Here is a 15806-nt window from a genome sequence, read left to right as displayed (position 1 = left end):
CTATTTATCATCCATTCGCTTTTGGACTAAGCTAATAACTAGGAGTTACAATGTATTCATCTATCAAAGTTAAATTTTTAGTATTACTAGCCGCTTTATTTGTATTAGCTGGCTGTGACGATAAAAAACAAGAAGCACCAGTAGCTAATAAAACTATAGCTGTTGAACATGCTCAAGGTAAAACAGATGTTCCTGAAAACCCGAAAAAAGTGGTAGTTTATAACACAGCGACACTGGATATTATTGATGCATTAAATATTCCTGTAACCGGTGTTCCACAATCGGATGTACATTTCCCAGAATTCTTATCAAAGTATGCTGATAAAGCTTATACCAATGTTGGTACTTTATTTGAACCAAATTATGAAGTGTTAAGTTCATTACAACCTGATGTGATCATCGCAGGTGGTCGTGCCAATGATGTTTATAAAAAATTAAGTGATATTGCACCAACTATTTCGCTTGATATTGATCCTAATAATTTCCTTGCTAGCTTAACCGAGCGTACTGAACAGTTAGGCGATATTTTTGGTAAACAAGCAGAAACTAAAAAATTAATTGCTGATTTTAACCAAAAAATTGAAACACTAAAACCTAAAACAGATACAGCAGGAACTGCCTTAGTGATTATGGTTAATGGTGGTAAAATGTCTGCTTATGGCCCTAAATCACGTTTTGGCTTTATCTTTGATGTATTAGGTTTCAAACCTGCAACAACCTTCCAAGAAGCTGGTCGTCATGGTAATGCTGTAACTTCTGAATTTGTGTTAAGTGTTAATCCACAATGGTTATTTGTGTTAGATAGAGACAATGCGATTGGTAATAAAGAAGCTCAATCAGCACAACAAGTTCTAAATAACGAATTAATCCAAAAAACTGATGCATGGCAACAAAATCATATTGTTTATTTAGATTCAACTTCAATGTATATCTCTGGCGGTATTCAAACTTATAGTCAATTAATCGACCAAATAAGTGATGTTTTACAAAAAACATCAGCCAACTAATCATAAGTTATGACAAAAACGGTTTATTTTATTGCAGGCATTGCTCTTTTAATAGCAATGGCTGCATTAAGTCTGTTTATTGGTGCTGGGCATGTGACGTTGGCCGATCTTTGGTCTGACAGTAATATGCGACAAATCTTTTTTGTTAGTCGTGTTCCTAGAACGGTAGCATTACTATTAGCTGGTAGTGCTATGAGTGTTGCAGGCTTAATTATGCAATTACTTACGCAAAATCGGTTTGTTGAACCTTCATTAGTGGGGACAACCCAGTCTGCAAGTCTTGGGCTATTAGTCATGATGGTATTTGCTCCTGGTGCAACTGTAATGACGAAAATGGTGGTGGCAAGTTTATTTGCAATGGCTGGCACGATGTTGTTTATGTTTATCTCACGTAAAATCATCTTTAAATCTGCCTTAATGGTTCCTCTTATTGGGATTATGCTTGGTGCAGTAATCAGTGCAATTTGTACTTTTTTTGCCATGTATTTTGATTTATTGCAATCACTAGGTGGTTGGGAATCAGGTGATTTTTCTGGCATTTTGCAAGGTCGCTATGAACTATTATGGTTAGTTGGTGCTATTACCTTACTTGCCTGTTGGAGCGCCGATCGTTTTACTGTCGCTGGATTAGGGCGGGACTTTTCTGTCAATGTTGGACTTAATTATAATCGAGTAATGTTAACAGGCCTGATTGTCATTGCACTTATTGGTGGAATTGTTGTGGTGGTGGTAGGGGTACTGCCATTTTTGGGCTTAATCGTCCCTAATATTGTGAGTTTATTGTTTGGCGATAATGTTCGTAAAACTATTCCGTGGATTTGTCTGCTAGGTAGTGGTCTGGTTTTACTCTGTGATATTATTGGACGAGTTATTCGCTATCCCTTCGAAATTCCAGTTAGTGTAATCCTTGGTGTAGTTGGTGCTGTGATATTTTTAGTATTGTTGAGTAAAAAACGTCATGCTGGTTAATCAAAAACGCTTTATTTCAAGTCGAAATACTGTACTGATATTACTGGGTATTGCGCTATTTTGTGTCATTTTTTTCATGACATTCAATTTAAAAGGCAATATTAGTTATATATTGACTCATCGTACTTGGATTGTTTTAACGATGATTTTAGTAGCTTTTTCAGCTGCAACGTCGACTTTGCTTTTTCAGACTGTTACTAATAATCGAATTTTAACACCTTCAATAATGGGATTTGAATCTTTGTTTGTATTGATTCAAACTGTTGTAATATTTTTTATTGATGCACAAGGTATTCCTTATATTGGTATTGTGGGTAAATTTATTTTCGAATCATTATTATTAATTTTATTTTCTCTATTTTTGTATCGAGGATTATTTACCAAACTTAAACAAAATCTTCATTTGGTTTTATTAATTGGTATTATTTTAGGGACACTATTTCGTAGTTTCTCCAATTTATTACAACGATTAATGACGCCAACGGAATTCGCTGTTTTGCAAAGCCGTATTTTTGCCACATTTACCCGAGCCGAGCCTGTCTTAATCGTGTTTTCATTAATCATTACCTCAATTATTGGTCTGTTTTTATGGCGAATGCGCTTTCGATTTGATGTATTAGCATTAGGACGTGATAATGCTATTAATCTTGGGGTCGATTATCAGAAAAGTGTCACTATCATTCTATTACTCGTTTCGGTATTAGTCTCAATATCAACCGCGTTAGTTGGGCCATTCACATTCCTAGGTCTACTTATTGCTAATTTAGCTTATAGTATTAGTGGCTCTAGCCAGCATCGTTTTTTATTACCAACTGCGTTTTTATTAGGCGTGATTTTTCTTGTTGGTGGACAGATGTTTTTAGAGCGGGTCCTAAATATGGTGGGCGCATTATCGATAGTAATTGAGTTTATTGGTGGTTCATTGTTTATCTTCTTATTATTGAAAAAGGTTCCGATGTGATAGAAATTGATAATATTAGTAAAAAGTATCAAACCATACCTGTATTAAAAAATGTGAAAGCAACCATACCTCAAGGTGGTATTACGGCAATCATTGGTCCAAATGGTGCAGGCAAATCAACCTTATTATCAATTATTAGCCGTCTATTACTTGCCGATGAAGGACAAGTAAAAATTCATAATATGGATGTGGTTAATACCCCGAGTGATAAACTTGCGACCTATTTATCTGTGTTAAGACAAGAAAATCGTTTTACCAGTCGATTGACCGTGTTTGAGTTGGTTGGATTTGGCCGTTATCCTTATTCTAAAGGGCGATTAAATAAAGATGATTTAGTCTATATTAATCGTGCGCTAGAATTTTTAAATCTAACTGAATATAAAGATAGATTTTTAGATGAACTCTCAGGTGGGCAACGGCAGCGAGCTTATGTGGCAATGGTACTTTGTCAGGATACTGAATATGTATTGCTAGATGAACCATTAAACAATCTTGATATGAAACATGCGGTTGCTATGATGAAACAGCTAAGACGAGCTGCCAATGAACTGGGTAAAACCATTGTGATTGTTATTCATGATATTAACTTTGCTTCAGTCTATTCCGATTATATTTTAGCGATGAAAGATGGCCAACTGGTTTATCAAGGCAGTCCTAAACAAATTATGGATTCAAAGATATTAGAGGAAATTTTTGATACACCAGTCAAAATAGAAAATATTCATAATCAAAATATTGCTATTTATTATTAGTATCTAAATTTTTTAACAACAAGGATTTAGAAAATAGCTAAATCCTTTTTTATTTCTAACGTTTAATTATTTAATTTATTTATAAATAATATAACTTTTGTTTACATTTAATTTATGTTCAGGTTAAATAACAAGTAGTTTTTTTTTGAGATTAAGTCATGAAATTAGAGCAGATTGCATTGTTAGCTGGCGTATCAAGAACCACAGCGAGTTATGTGGTTAACGGTAAAGCCAAACAATATCGGGTTAGTGATAAAACCATTGCAAAAGTGATGGCGGTGGTAAATGAGTACAATTATCAACCCAACGCAGTAGCTGCAGGTTTAAGAGCAGGTAAAACTCGCACTATTGGTATCATTATTCCTGATTTCGAAAATATCAGTTATAATCGAATTGCTAGCTATTTAGAGCAATTAGTAAAAAAAGAAGGTTATCAATTATTACTCTCTTGTTCTGAAGATGATCCGAAAATTGAAAAAGAGTGTGTTCTGCATTTAAAACAGCGACGAGTTGATGCGTTGGTGATATCTTCGTCATTTGTTGCCGAACCAGATTATGCCTTTTATGATGGTTGGCAAAATAGTGATATCCCTCTGTTCGCATTAGATAGAATATTATCTGTATCAGAGTTTAGGAATGTTGTTGGTGCTGATAAAGAAGATTCAGAAATGCTAGCCAAAGCATTTGATCAGTTAGTTAATGGCACAGTAGTTTATATTGGTGCCTTACCCAATCTATCCGTTAGCCAGCAGCGTATGGAAGGCTTTAAGGAAATTGCATCAAATAGTAACAATAAAGTTGATTTTTTATGTGCAAATAATTATAGTCGTCGTGATGCTGAGGCTACCTTTAGTCAATGGTTAGAATATAATGATTTACCAGATGGTATCTTTTCTACTTCTTTTTCTTTATTACAAGGCACAATTGATGCAATTTTGAAAAAGTTTGATCATCTGCCAGAAAATCTAACTATTGCCACTTTTGGTGATAATGAGTTACTTAATTTCTTACCTTGTAAAATAATTGCGTTATCACAAGATCATAAAGCGATATCAGAAATAACCATTAAACTATTATTTGATAGTTTACATAATAAAAGCTATCAGCCAGGAACCACAGTTATTCCTCGACGCTTAATTTATCGAGGTAGCCTGAGTCGAAAAAGTATTGCTAAAAAATCAATTTAAGCCGTCATAACGACAGCTATTTTCTTAAAAAAACGATCTAGATCACACTTTAGGAATTAATAGATATAATTTACTTGATTATTAACAAGTTTATATTCATTATTGCTGAAACGATTCAATATTATTCAATAACGAACGATTGTGGGATTGCTGAGTTGTTTTTAGTTGACCCAACATTATAACCCAGAGGTATTTATTTTATGTTTCATTTAGTTAAAGAAGATATTCATTTAAATGAACAAGCAACCAATAAAACTGAAGCAATTAAGAAAATTGCAGCTGCATTAACTAGTGCTGGTTTTGTCGGAGAAGGATATGTTGATGGTATGCTTGAACGTGAAGGTCAAGCAGCAACTTATTTAGGTATTGGTATTGCTATACCTCATGGTACGCCTAAAACTCGTCATCTAGTTAAAAAAACCGGTGTGCAAGTTTTCTGTTTTCCAGAAGGTGTAGAATGGGGTGATGATGGTGAAAAAGCCTATCTTGCCATCGGTATTGCGGCAAGTTCAGATGAACACTTAGAATTACTTCGTCAATTAACTCACGTACTTGGTGCTGATGGTGTTGAAGAAAGAATTAAGAATATTCAATCAGCCGATGAAGCTCTCGCTATTTTAACTGGCAAAGAGAGTTTAGAAGATAGTCAATTTGTTATTAATGAATCTTCATTATTATTAAATATTCAAGCTGACAGTTTAGCTACTTTACAAGCTTTAAATGCCTCACGATTAAAACAACAAAATGCTGTTAATGCTAGCTTTATTACTAACGTCCTTGATAATACACCGAATTATTTGGGTAATGGCGTATGGTTAAATGATAGTCGCGAAGGTAACTTAAAAAATGCGATTGCTATCAGCCGTACGGTAAATGATTTTAATCAAGATGGTAAACCGGTTAAGCTCCTTATTACCATTTCGGCTATTGATGATAGTGTGGCAACTATCGCCAATAATATTGCTGCGTTAGCTTATAACCAAAAATTAGTACAATTAATTTCAGCAAATAGTGATGATTTTAATAATCTACTTTTATCAGAAACTCAGTCAGTATCATCTGAAAAATCAGCAACTGCCACTGTAAATACAGCTGCAAGCGCAACATCTACTAGTAATGGTGAAGAGTTAAGTCGCGTATTTGTTATTCCAAATGAAAATGGATTGCATACTCGCCCTGCATCGGTGCTAGTTAAATTAGTAAAAGAGTTCAATAGTAAAGTGACTGTTGCTAATCTCGATGGTAAAAATGAACCAGTTAGTGCAACCAGTTTAATGAAGATTGTTGCATTAGGTGCAAAAAAAGGCAGTCGTTTACAATTCACAGCAGTTGGTGATGATGCCGAAAAAGTATTAGATGCAATCGGTAAAGCTATTGAAAGCGGCTTAGGTGAGGGTGCTTAATCATGACTTATCGTGTTGCAACTATCACTTTAAATCCCGCTTATGATCTATTAGGTTTTTGCCCTAAAGTTGAGTTAGGTGATGTTAATTTAGTGCAAACTAATGCTTTACTGCCAGCAGGTAAAGGTATCAATGTTGCTAAAGTTTTATCTGACTTAGGTATTAAATTAACCGTTGGTGGTTTTTTAGGGAAAGAGAATCGTGATGGTTTTAATTTACTGTTTGAATCATTAAATGTTACTGATAAATTCCAAACAGTCGAAGGTCGTACTCGTATTAATGTTAAATTAACCGAAGAAAACAGTGAAGTTACAGATCTTAATTTTTCTGGTTTTACTATTAGCGAGCAAGATTGGCAAACATTTGTGACTAATTCATTGGAATGGTTGAAAGAGATTGATATGGTTGCCATTAGTGGCAGTTTACCTGCAGGTGTATCTCTTGAAAAGTTCACTGAGTGGATGAAACAAGTAAAAGCAATTTGTCCTAAAGTTGTGTTTGACAGTAGCCGTGATGCTTTAGTTGCTGGGTTGAAAGCTAATCCGTGGTTAATTAAACCAAATGATAAAGAACTCGAAATGTGGGTTGGTAGAAAACTAACTACATTATCAGAAATCAAAACTGCTGCTATGGAGCTTATCGATGGTGGCGTAGAAAACGTAGTAATTTCACTAGGAAGTAAAGGTGCTTTATGGGTTACTAAACATGAAGCATGGTTAGCCAAACCGCCTAAATGTAAGGTGGTTAGCACGGTTGGTGCTGGTGATTCAATGGTCGGTGGTTTAATGTATGGTTTACTAACTAACCAATCAATTAAAGACACCTTAGTATTTGCATCAAGTGTTGCCGCTTTATCAGTTGAACAAGCCGGTGTTGGGGTATCAGACCGTCAAGCGGTTACCAACATGTCGGAAAAAATTGAAATAATTGCGGGATAGGAGTATTCATGAATATATATATTGTAGAAGGTAGCAATTCAGGCCCAGTTAATGGCCGTTTAGCTAAAGCGGAATTAGTGTTAGCCGCTAATTCATTAAATTTCAAAGTTGTTGATAATGCGGCATCAGCTGATACGATTATTTCGGTTGGTGATGGTAATATCAGCGATAAATCAGTGATTGGCAAAAAAGTTTATGTGGTAAATGATCTCAATGAAATTTTTGCTGATCCTAAAAAAATCGTAAATGAAGCACAAAGTAAAGCAACTGTTTATCAACAATCTGCTAATTCTGCTGCTGTTGCGACTTCAAACAACGGACAAAAACGTATTGTTGCGGTAACAGCTTGTCCAACTGGTGTTGCGCATACATTTATGGCTGCTGAGGCGATTGAAGAAGAAGCGAAAAAACGTGGCTGGTGGTGTAAAGTTGAAACTCGCGGTTCGGTTGGTGTTGGTAATGAATTAACTCCAGAAGAGGTAGCATCAGCTGATCTAGTGATTGTAGCATGTGATATTGATGTTGATTTAAGTAAGTTTGCAGGTAAAAAGATGTACCGAACTAAAACCGGTCCAGCTCTTAAAAAAACTGCACAAGAATTAGATAAAGCGTTTGTAGAAGCAACTTTCTATCAACCATCTACTTCAGCGGCAATATCAAGCAATAAAAAGAAAGGCCTTTACCAACATCTATTAACCGGTGTATCTTACATGCTACCGATGGTGGTGGCTGGTGGTTTAATCATTGCGCTTGCATTTGCTTTTGGTGAGTTTCAAGAAGTTCTTAAATCAGTAACTATAGTGGAAAATGGTGTTGAGGTAGTTAAACAAACGCTGGTTAATGAGCTTGTTGGTGAACCTCATTTAAAACAAATTGGTGATTTAGCATTCTCACTCATGGTACCTTTACTTGCTGGTTATATTTCTTACTCAATTGCCGATAGACCAGGTTTAGCTCCAGGGCTTGTTGGTGGTTTACTTGCCACTTCAATTGGTGCAGGTTTCTTAGGTGGTATTATTATAGGTTACTTTGCCGGTTATTTAGTAATGTTAATCACTAAATATTTACCATTACCAAAAACACTAGAAGCATTAAAACCAATTCTTATTGTGCCTTTACTTGCTACATTAGCGACTGGTTTAGTTATGCAATTCGTCGTTGGTACACCTATCGCATGGTTAATGACTGCATTAACTGGATGGTTGAAATCTATGGGTACTGGGAATGCGATTATTTTAGGTACTTTATTAGGTGGTATGATGTGTACGGATATGGGGGGACCAATTAATAAAGTTGCTTATGCATTTGGTACTACTTTAATTTCTGAACATATTTATGCACCAATGGCTGCTGTTATGGCTGGTGGTATGGTTCCACCGTTAGCAATGGGGTTAGCAACCTTAATTGCGCGCAAAAAATTTGCTAAAGCAGAACAAGAGAGCGGTAAAGCTTCATTAGCATTAGGTTTATGCTTTATCTCTGAAGGGGCAATCCCTTTCGCTGCACGTGATCCATTACGAGTTATCCCTTGTTGTATTATTGGTGGGGCAATCACTGGTGGTATGGCAATGGCATTTGGTTCTATATTACAGACTCCACATGGTGGTTTATTTGTACTAGCAATCCCTGGTGTGGTTGAACCAGTTGGTGGTTATTTACTATCCATTGCTGTTGGTTCGGTGATTGCGGGTGTCGCTTACGCATTGATTAAAAAACCTGAAGCACAGACTTCTGAATTAGTTAGCGCATAATACATTATGCAACTAAAAACGCCATCAGATGATGGCGTTTTTTTATTCTTGTCTTAATCTATTTTTTTACCCAACGTTGTAAATCTTTTGGGATAAAATTATCCATCTTCTCTAACATTTCATTAGCAACATCTGCTACGATCAATGTTCGATAAAAACTGTCGCGGATAAAGCCTTCTTGTACTGCGTGTTCTAAAAAATTGAGCATAGGTTGCCAAAATTGACTATTTAATAAGGCAACTGGTTTTTCATGATAACCAATTTGCATACCTGTCCATACCTCAAACAGCTCTTCTAATGTTCCCGTACCTCCAGGCATAGCAATAAATCCATCAGCGAGCTCAGTTAATCTTGCTTTCCGTTGATGCATATTTTCAACAACTTCCAAACGCGTAATACCATGGTGTGCAGTTTCAGCTTTAACTAACCTCTCAGGAATAATGCCAATAACTTCACCGCCATAAGCGAGAACGGCATTAGCAATAACACCCATTAGTCCTTTATTGCCACCACCATAGATTAATCGTCTATTTTGTTTGGCAATGGTCATACCTAATTGCTCTGCTGCCATACGATATTCTGGACGATTACCTTCACTCGCACCACAAAACACACAAATATTTTTTTTCATTAATTTTACTCTACTGGTTATGCTATTTTCTCGCTATTTTAGCATAGTTTTCCCTCGATTTGCTTACAAGCTGAGCAGTTAAACCTAATTAGTGTTTTAGAGATTGACAGAATCGTCATAGATGGTTAATATCTTGTCCGTTAAGTGTTCCTCCATAGTTCAGTCGGTAGAACGGCGGACTGTTAATCCGTATGTCACAGGTTCAAGTCCTGTTGGAGGAGCCAATTTCAGTTTTTAATAACCTGCTTATATAGCAGGTTTTTTTATATCTACTTTTCAATAGATACTTCAAGATCACTTTTATCTGCATAAACATTATTAATTCGCCGTTTAGCCATGTTTGAACAGCGATATATAATTATTTTTTATAAGGCGTGTTTTAGCTGGAAAGCCTTATTCTTGCAGAGTATAATTCAGCCTCCCTCCAATTAATACCAAAGTGTGAAATCAACATGAAACATAACGTAGTAATTGCAGTATTAATGGCAACTAGCTTATCTTGTGCCGCTATAGGACATTCATCTCATTGGGGATATGAAGGTCAAGAAAAACCAGAAAACTGGGGTAAATTATCAGCAGAGTATTCTACCTGTGAGAATGGTAAAAATCAGTCACCGATCAATATCGATCATGCATTAAAGACAGAGCATGAAAACTTAAAGTTCTCATTCAAACCAAGTAAACAAGAAATTATTAATAACGGACATACTATTCAGGTTAACGTTACTGGTGATAATCAGTTAATATTAGATGAGCAAACCTTTACGTTACAACAATTCCATTTTCACAGCCCAAGTGAAAATACCATTAAAGGTAAAAGTTATCCAATGGAAGCCCACTTTGTTTACAAAAATAAAACTGGTGAGCTTACCGTTGTCGCCTTAATGTTTAATAGTGGCGAAGCGAATTCTGAAATTGCGAAGGCTTGGCAGCAAATGCCTACGGAAGTGGATAACAAAGTAACTTTACACAAAACTGTTGATATCAGTACATTATTTCCTAAAACACTCGATTATTATCGCTTTAGTGGATCATTAACAACACCACCGTGTACTGAAGGTGTAAGATGGATTGTGTTAGAACAACCTGTAACAGTCTCAGAACAACAAATTGAAAAATTCCACTCAATCATGCATCACAACAACAACCGCCCAGTTCAACCTTTAAATGGAAGAGTTATTGTTGATTAATAAATGAGTTTTAATTGGCTTTATTAATATTTATTATAAAGCCAATTTCTATTGTTATATTGATTAAAAAAATATCAATTAACGATAGCTAATCACAAGGAGGATAACTTTTTAGTGTCTCTTTTTAGTGATTTTTTTATTTAAGTATTAGTATAATCCCAATCAAAAACTTTTATTTCACCAGTTTGATAAAACTGCTTAACTAACTTAATATAGTTATTAAAATCTTTATTTTCTCTAGCAAGACGACTGCAAGAGTCCCAATCAATAATAGTTTTTTCTTGAGCAGGAATTAGAATTTGACTTTCTGATGGATTATCTACATCTAATTTAATAACGCCAATACCGTGTGCTGCGCACAATACTCTGAGTTCTTTTAATGTATCACTACCAGTAATTTGTGAAGCCACCAAATAACCAAAATTAGCCCATGAAGAATTAGATACAGCTTGAAAAAATGATTCTCTAACATTTGACATATTAAGTAATATTTTAACTTCAAATGACCATAGTTTACTTTACTGATCGGCATAGAGTTTAACGCAATCTTTGACTAAGTTATTCCAATCAGAACTGAGATCTTCTAAGCCAACAATATCAGGATGTAGCCATATATTGCCATTTTTACCCATTCTATTTGATGAGGTTTTTTCATCAATACGTTTAGAGTACACATTAAGTTCATCATAAAGATATTTACTTAATAATGGATAGAGAGAGTGTTCACCATGACCATTATTTTCTGTTTGGGCTTGAGTGGGCTGTTTCTTTGTAAATAAATACTCAGCGTCTAGTACTTCTACTTCATCCGATTTTTGCGAAAAGTAATACTTTTTAGAACGACCCTCTGTGGTTTTTATTTCTGGATGTTTTTTTTGTAAAAGTGGTCGCTGGGCACTAATTTCAGCTGCAATTTGGGCAATAACATCATCATCAGTCATTAAACGCTCACTAGCCTGTTTTTTTCAGCACAGGCATAAATATCAACTGAGCCAATTGTCTAGCGGTAAACTGTTTTTGCGGTTGCTGTTTAAGTAGATTAAATATTGTCTTCCTGAGATTTAATGACATAATGTTTAATAACTCTTTGTAATAATGATTAATATACACCTAATATATAATTTAATTAGCTAGTGCTATCAATTCAATGTTAACTTTAATAGTTATAAGAAATCATATAATCATTATTGATAGTTATAAATTCAAAAATAATTTATTGCTTATAAGATTATTAGCTACATAGTTATATTTAAAACGGCACTAGTTTTGACATACATGAAATGCCAAACATAATGGAAAAATTGGATTTTATTTAGTAAATCATGGAGAACAGCGAATATGGCCTCTATTAATGAGATTAATAAGTATTATAATAAATACATTATACTGAAAAAAGATCTTAGTATTGCTGAAAAAAATACAATAGATAGTATTGAAACTAAATTAGAGGATATTTATTTAAGAAATAAAGATGATATTTTAGCTGATATATCAATTGAATTTCTTCAAACGATGTATTATTACACTATATTTTATTTTAATAACAAAAAAGAAAAGATCCCTTATTTATATGGTTATATTGTTACATCTGCATTAAGTTTGTTACTTGATTACTATAATATCTATGCAATTCAAAATCGTTTTCTCAAAAATCTATCAAGTCAAGGACAAATCTTACTAATGATGTTTGCTTGTAATCGATTTGAGTTAATTGAGCCTTGCTACCCCAAAATTGTTGAAAGTATTCTCAATGGTAATATGAACCGAAGTTTATCTTGGGGTGGCAATGGTAGGGGTAATATTGTACCACCGAGACCACAGCGCTTAGGGGTATTAGCGATTGAAATGATGGCAAGTGAGCGTAAACAATCCATTGATTGGGATAGGGCAAATATCCCTGTCGATCCATTTTATCATCGTTTTTGTCAGGAAGCGCTGTACAGCACCGATGAAAATGAGTTGACTGATTGGTTAATCAAGCTTTGTGATAATCATTTACAATGGATATCACTGTTTCTTGATAATGATGGAAAGCAGCCAGCAACTGGTTATGAAATTGATGATATCATGTTATTTCTTTGGCCATTTGAATATCAGGCAGTCAAAAATTTCCGAGCTCGTCATGGCCTTTCTACCCCAGAAATCGATCACCCTCTGTTAAAGACACCAATGGCAATTGACCATTTCCCTAATTTTGCAACATGGCAAAAACCAATGTGGTATAACAAGATGGTTGATAAAGTGGTAGAGGTAAATCCAGAGTTAAGCTTTATCCGAGAATTATTTAATTCGTGAGAGTGGCTGGATCTGTATTCAGCCAGCGAAATCTTAACAAAAGTATTTAAAAACTTGTAAATACTGGATTTCTATTTTATTAAAATTGTTTATATATCTAAATGAAAAGTGACCTATAGAATTGAGTATTTATAACTAGCTATCTACTATTGTATATTCAACATATACCCTAAATAAACCACGAGCTTTTAACCTATTTTGTGTTATTTTCTTATTACTGATAGTTAATAACTAAATGTTTAAAAACTCGTGTATCAATATCATTATTTTAAGTTTTCTTTATTATTTCTACCATAATAATATAGTCATCATAATTTAATGTTTTTTAGCTGTATAAGCTTGTACTTCAATTTTTATGACGCTAATTGGTCTAACATCGCTTTCGGTAAAAGAGAATGTTTTATTAGGAGCAAATTTATTCATCATTACTTGTAACGCCGCTATTTTTGCGATGGATTCTTCAATAAAGGTTGCATACCCATTGCCGATAACACTGGCATAATCGAAGGAATATTTGCAGGCTTTTTCATTAGTAATTAATTGGTGCCCTGTATCTAGCTCAAAGCTAACTAATGGATTTTGTCTAAGTAGTTCAACTTTAGTCCCCACTTTAGCCCCATGAATATAAAAAATAAGCTGATTATTAGCAGTTAATTCATAACCAAAATTGACAGGAACAATATACGGAAAATCGCCATTATTCATCGCTAAACGAATAACATCAGTATGCTCTAAAATATCGATCACTTGATCAAGATTAGTTATTTCTCTATCTTTGCGTCTCATAAATATCCTTTTTTATATTATAGATAACTTAAAATAGAACAATGATCTATTTGACCACTGATCATCGCCAAAATATTAGGCAGTACTCACCTCTATGATTTTGTTGTTTTGGTAATACTGTTTTTGTATTGCTCTGGCAATATTCAGCCATTAGCTAAATGACGACGAACTCGATTATAATAGATTTTTATATATTCAGATAGTTATTCAAAATTTTTGTGGTATAAATAAAACTAAATATGTAAGGAAAATAAATGGAACTAGAAAAGAATGAACTAATCAAAAAAGCATATTCTGATGTTAATTCTCTTATTGATAAGATGTACGAACATACTTGGGTAGTTAAGCTTTTTCAAGTATTTTTATTTACAGACATCATTTTATACTGGCAGACTGATAGCGGAATAATAGGATTAACATATGATTCAATAAGAAACTTTAATCAACTAGGTATGTTAATTTCATTCATCGTATTTTTTGGCATTATGATGGCCTATATTTTCCCTTCAATGCTTTTTTTCATAAAATTAATAATAGTTTATATTCCTGGATTAACAAATATATTTAATATTGAAAATTATGGAAAAGCCTCAGGATATGTTTATTCGCATAAATTTTATGATTATGCTCTTAAAGAAAAAGATCCTTTATTAATTAGGCTTTATGAAAAACACAGAGTAAATAATGAAAATAAAAAAGCCGAAAATAAAAAAAATAAGAAATTATTATTTAGTTTGGGTGTCTTGAGCTCCACTGAATGCTTTATAAGCATTTATTGCTCTTCCTCCGGACAGACTATTTTTAAGTGGATAACCATTGCTATGGGGGAAAATCTAGGGTCAGCTTTTCTTTATTATTTATTAGCCATGAATTTAGTTATCTTAAAATATTCCTTAACTGATCATTATTCAATAGACCAAATATATTATCCACCACTATATAAATCGAAAGATGATTAAACAAAAGTTTTATAGAATTTAATAACTTGAATATATTGAAGAAATAATCTTAAATTTGCGAGTTATCTCGCAACTTTTTCTGACAGCAAACCATTTAGCGCTCTACAAGCCTACTAGGGTGCGAATATTAAAGCTCCCACTATCGTTTATGGCTAAAGTTGAGGGAGCCGATTAGATGTGGTATATATCTCGGTTATTATCACCTAATCCTGAAACTGTAATTAAAAAGATTAAATAATATGGCAATTATATACGGATATATCAGCTCATCAGCAAGTGATGATAAAGCATTAGATAATTTTAATCAGGCTATTTTGCAACAACTTCCACCTTATGGTACCTATATTTGTCGAGATATGTTTGCCATGTTACCGTATGGCAATAGAGCGCTTTGTAAATATTCGCATATTATTCATTTCGCTGCTGAATATGATGAAATGTATGTTATGCTTGACAATTGGTTAGAGGAGTTTGAAAACTTATTATCTCAGTTATGCTGGAGTCATGTTAATGTGATTGAAACGTATTCAGGTTGCCGGTTTGAGTGGCAAGCGGATAAATTTGATTTAAAGTCGATAAAAGCAACAACGAAATGGATTAGACAAAATTATGCGTCTTATCATTTAATTAATGAACTTACGAATAAAGCCTAACACAATGCAAAAAACGAAATCTATATCGAAATGTTAGTCGTTGTTTACCACATATTCGCAATGTACAAACTCATGGTGTTTTCCGAAAAGTGATAGATAAATCTTGTTATTATGAAGCCTAGTTTGTTCATAATATTGTTTTAACAATACTAAATCCAGAATTTGAGATGCACAATATCCATTTTTTAAATTATCAGGCAAAATATTATGTTGAAAATTGTAGTACTAAAATTTCAATAAATTATGAACAGCAAGTTAGATTCATTAAAGAACTATTTAAATTGGTACCTGATGATTTGAAAGAATATTTATATTGAGAATGAC

The 15806-nt window shown here is 33.9% G+C and carries 14 protein-coding genes, 1 tRNA gene and 1 pseudogene; 13 read left to right on the top strand and 3 right to left on the bottom strand.

The annotated features are described in order from the left end of the window. Positions 1–50 precede the first annotated feature (50 nt). From H3U96_RS07120 to fruA, 8 genes are all read left to right on the top strand, one after another. The gene (locus H3U96_RS07120) at positions 51–1007 is read left to right on the top strand and encodes a siderophore ABC transporter substrate-binding protein (protein ID WP_198196116.1); all 957 of its coding nucleotides are present in this window, start codon (positions 51–53) and stop codon (positions 1005–1007) included. Between the two features lie 9 nt (positions 1008–1016). Next, positions 1017–1976 (top strand): ABC transporter permease, encoded by a 960-nt coding sequence (locus H3U96_RS07115; protein WP_034900753.1) that lies wholly within the window; start codon positions 1017–1019, stop codon positions 1974–1976. Continuing rightward, the gene (locus H3U96_RS07110; protein ID WP_086320453.1) at positions 1966–2937 is read left to right on the top strand and encodes an iron chelate uptake ABC transporter family permease subunit; all 972 of its coding nucleotides are present in this window, start codon (positions 1966–1968) and stop codon (positions 2935–2937) included. The genes H3U96_RS07115 and H3U96_RS07110 overlap by 11 nt, the downstream gene beginning before the upstream one ends. After that, positions 2934–3689: an ABC transporter ATP-binding protein gene (locus H3U96_RS07105; protein ID WP_065577630.1), complete on the top strand. Its 756-nt coding sequence runs from the start codon at positions 2934–2936 to the stop codon at positions 3687–3689. Before H3U96_RS07110 ends, H3U96_RS07105 begins: the two co-directional genes overlap by 4 nt. Positions 3690–3847: 158 nt before the next feature. Continuing rightward, positions 3848–4876: a catabolite repressor/activator gene (gene cra / locus H3U96_RS07100; protein ID WP_034900747.1), complete on the top strand. Its 1029-nt coding sequence runs from the start codon at positions 3848–3850 to the stop codon at positions 4874–4876. Positions 4877–5076: 200 nt separating this feature from the next. After that, the gene (gene fruB, locus H3U96_RS07095) at positions 5077–6279 is read left to right on the top strand and encodes a fused PTS fructose transporter subunit IIA/HPr protein (protein WP_086364735.1); all 1203 of its coding nucleotides are present in this window, start codon (positions 5077–5079) and stop codon (positions 6277–6279) included. 2 nt (positions 6280–6281) lie between these two features. Further along, entirely contained in the window at positions 6282–7217 is a 936-nt protein-coding gene (fruK, locus tag H3U96_RS07090) for a 1-phosphofructokinase (RefSeq protein WP_065613857.1), read from the top strand. A gap of 8 nt (positions 7218–7225) precedes the next feature. Beyond that, the gene (gene fruA, locus H3U96_RS07085) at positions 7226–8968 is read left to right on the top strand and encodes a PTS fructose transporter subunit IIBC (protein ID WP_086320449.1); all 1743 of its coding nucleotides are present in this window, start codon (positions 7226–7228) and stop codon (positions 8966–8968) included. Positions 8969–9026: 58 nt separating this feature from the next. On the opposite strand, the gene H3U96_RS07080 is transcribed toward fruA, so the two are convergent. Continuing rightward, positions 9027–9599, bottom strand: a complete 573-nt coding sequence (locus H3U96_RS07080) for a TIGR00730 family Rossman fold protein (protein WP_065613861.1) — start codon at positions 9597–9599, stop codon at positions 9027–9029. Between the two features lie 148 nt (positions 9600–9747). Between H3U96_RS07080 and H3U96_RS07075 the strand changes: the two genes are divergently transcribed. Both H3U96_RS07075 and H3U96_RS07070 read left to right on the top strand, forming a co-directional pair. Next, positions 9748–9823 (top strand) — tRNA-Asn (locus tag H3U96_RS07075). Positions 9824–10051: 228 nt separating this feature from the next. Beyond that, positions 10052–10789: a carbonic anhydrase gene (locus H3U96_RS07070; protein ID WP_086360536.1), complete on the top strand. Its 738-nt coding sequence runs from the start codon at positions 10052–10054 to the stop codon at positions 10787–10789. A gap of 140 nt (positions 10790–10929) precedes the next feature. On the opposite strand, the pseudogene H3U96_RS11430 reads toward H3U96_RS07070, so the two are convergent. Continuing rightward, a pseudogene (locus H3U96_RS11430) lies at positions 10930–11860 on the bottom strand (COG2958 family protein). 267 nt (positions 11861–12127) lie between these two features. Between H3U96_RS11430 and H3U96_RS07055 the strand changes: the two are divergent. Continuing rightward, entirely contained in the window at positions 12128–13084 is a 957-nt protein-coding gene (locus H3U96_RS07055; RefSeq protein WP_198196110.1) for a hypothetical protein, read from the top strand. 315 nt (positions 13085–13399) lie between these two features. Here the strand turns inward: H3U96_RS07055 and H3U96_RS07050 are convergent, their stop codons facing one another. Next, entirely contained in the window at positions 13400–13870 is a 471-nt protein-coding gene (locus H3U96_RS07050; protein WP_198196108.1) for a pyridoxamine 5'-phosphate oxidase family protein, read from the bottom strand. Positions 13871–14124: 254 nt separating this feature from the next. Between H3U96_RS07050 and H3U96_RS07045 the strand changes: the two genes are divergently transcribed. Further along, positions 14125–14829, top strand: coding sequence for a hypothetical protein (locus H3U96_RS07045; RefSeq protein ID WP_086364739.1), 705 nt, complete (start codon positions 14125–14127; stop codon positions 14827–14829). Between the two features lie 239 nt (positions 14830–15068). After that, positions 15069–15482, top strand: a complete 414-nt coding sequence (locus tag H3U96_RS07040; RefSeq protein WP_198196106.1) for a hypothetical protein — start codon at positions 15069–15071, stop codon at positions 15480–15482. Positions 15483–15806 lie beyond the last annotated feature (324 nt).

This window comes from Gilliamella sp. M0364 (genome assembly GCF_016100565.1).
Classification (GTDB): Bacteria; Pseudomonadota; Gammaproteobacteria; order Enterobacterales; family Orbaceae; genus Gilliamella; species Gilliamella apis.
The sequence above is the reverse complement of the archived record's forward strand: the minus strand, read 5'-3'. Positions and strand labels throughout refer to the sequence as shown.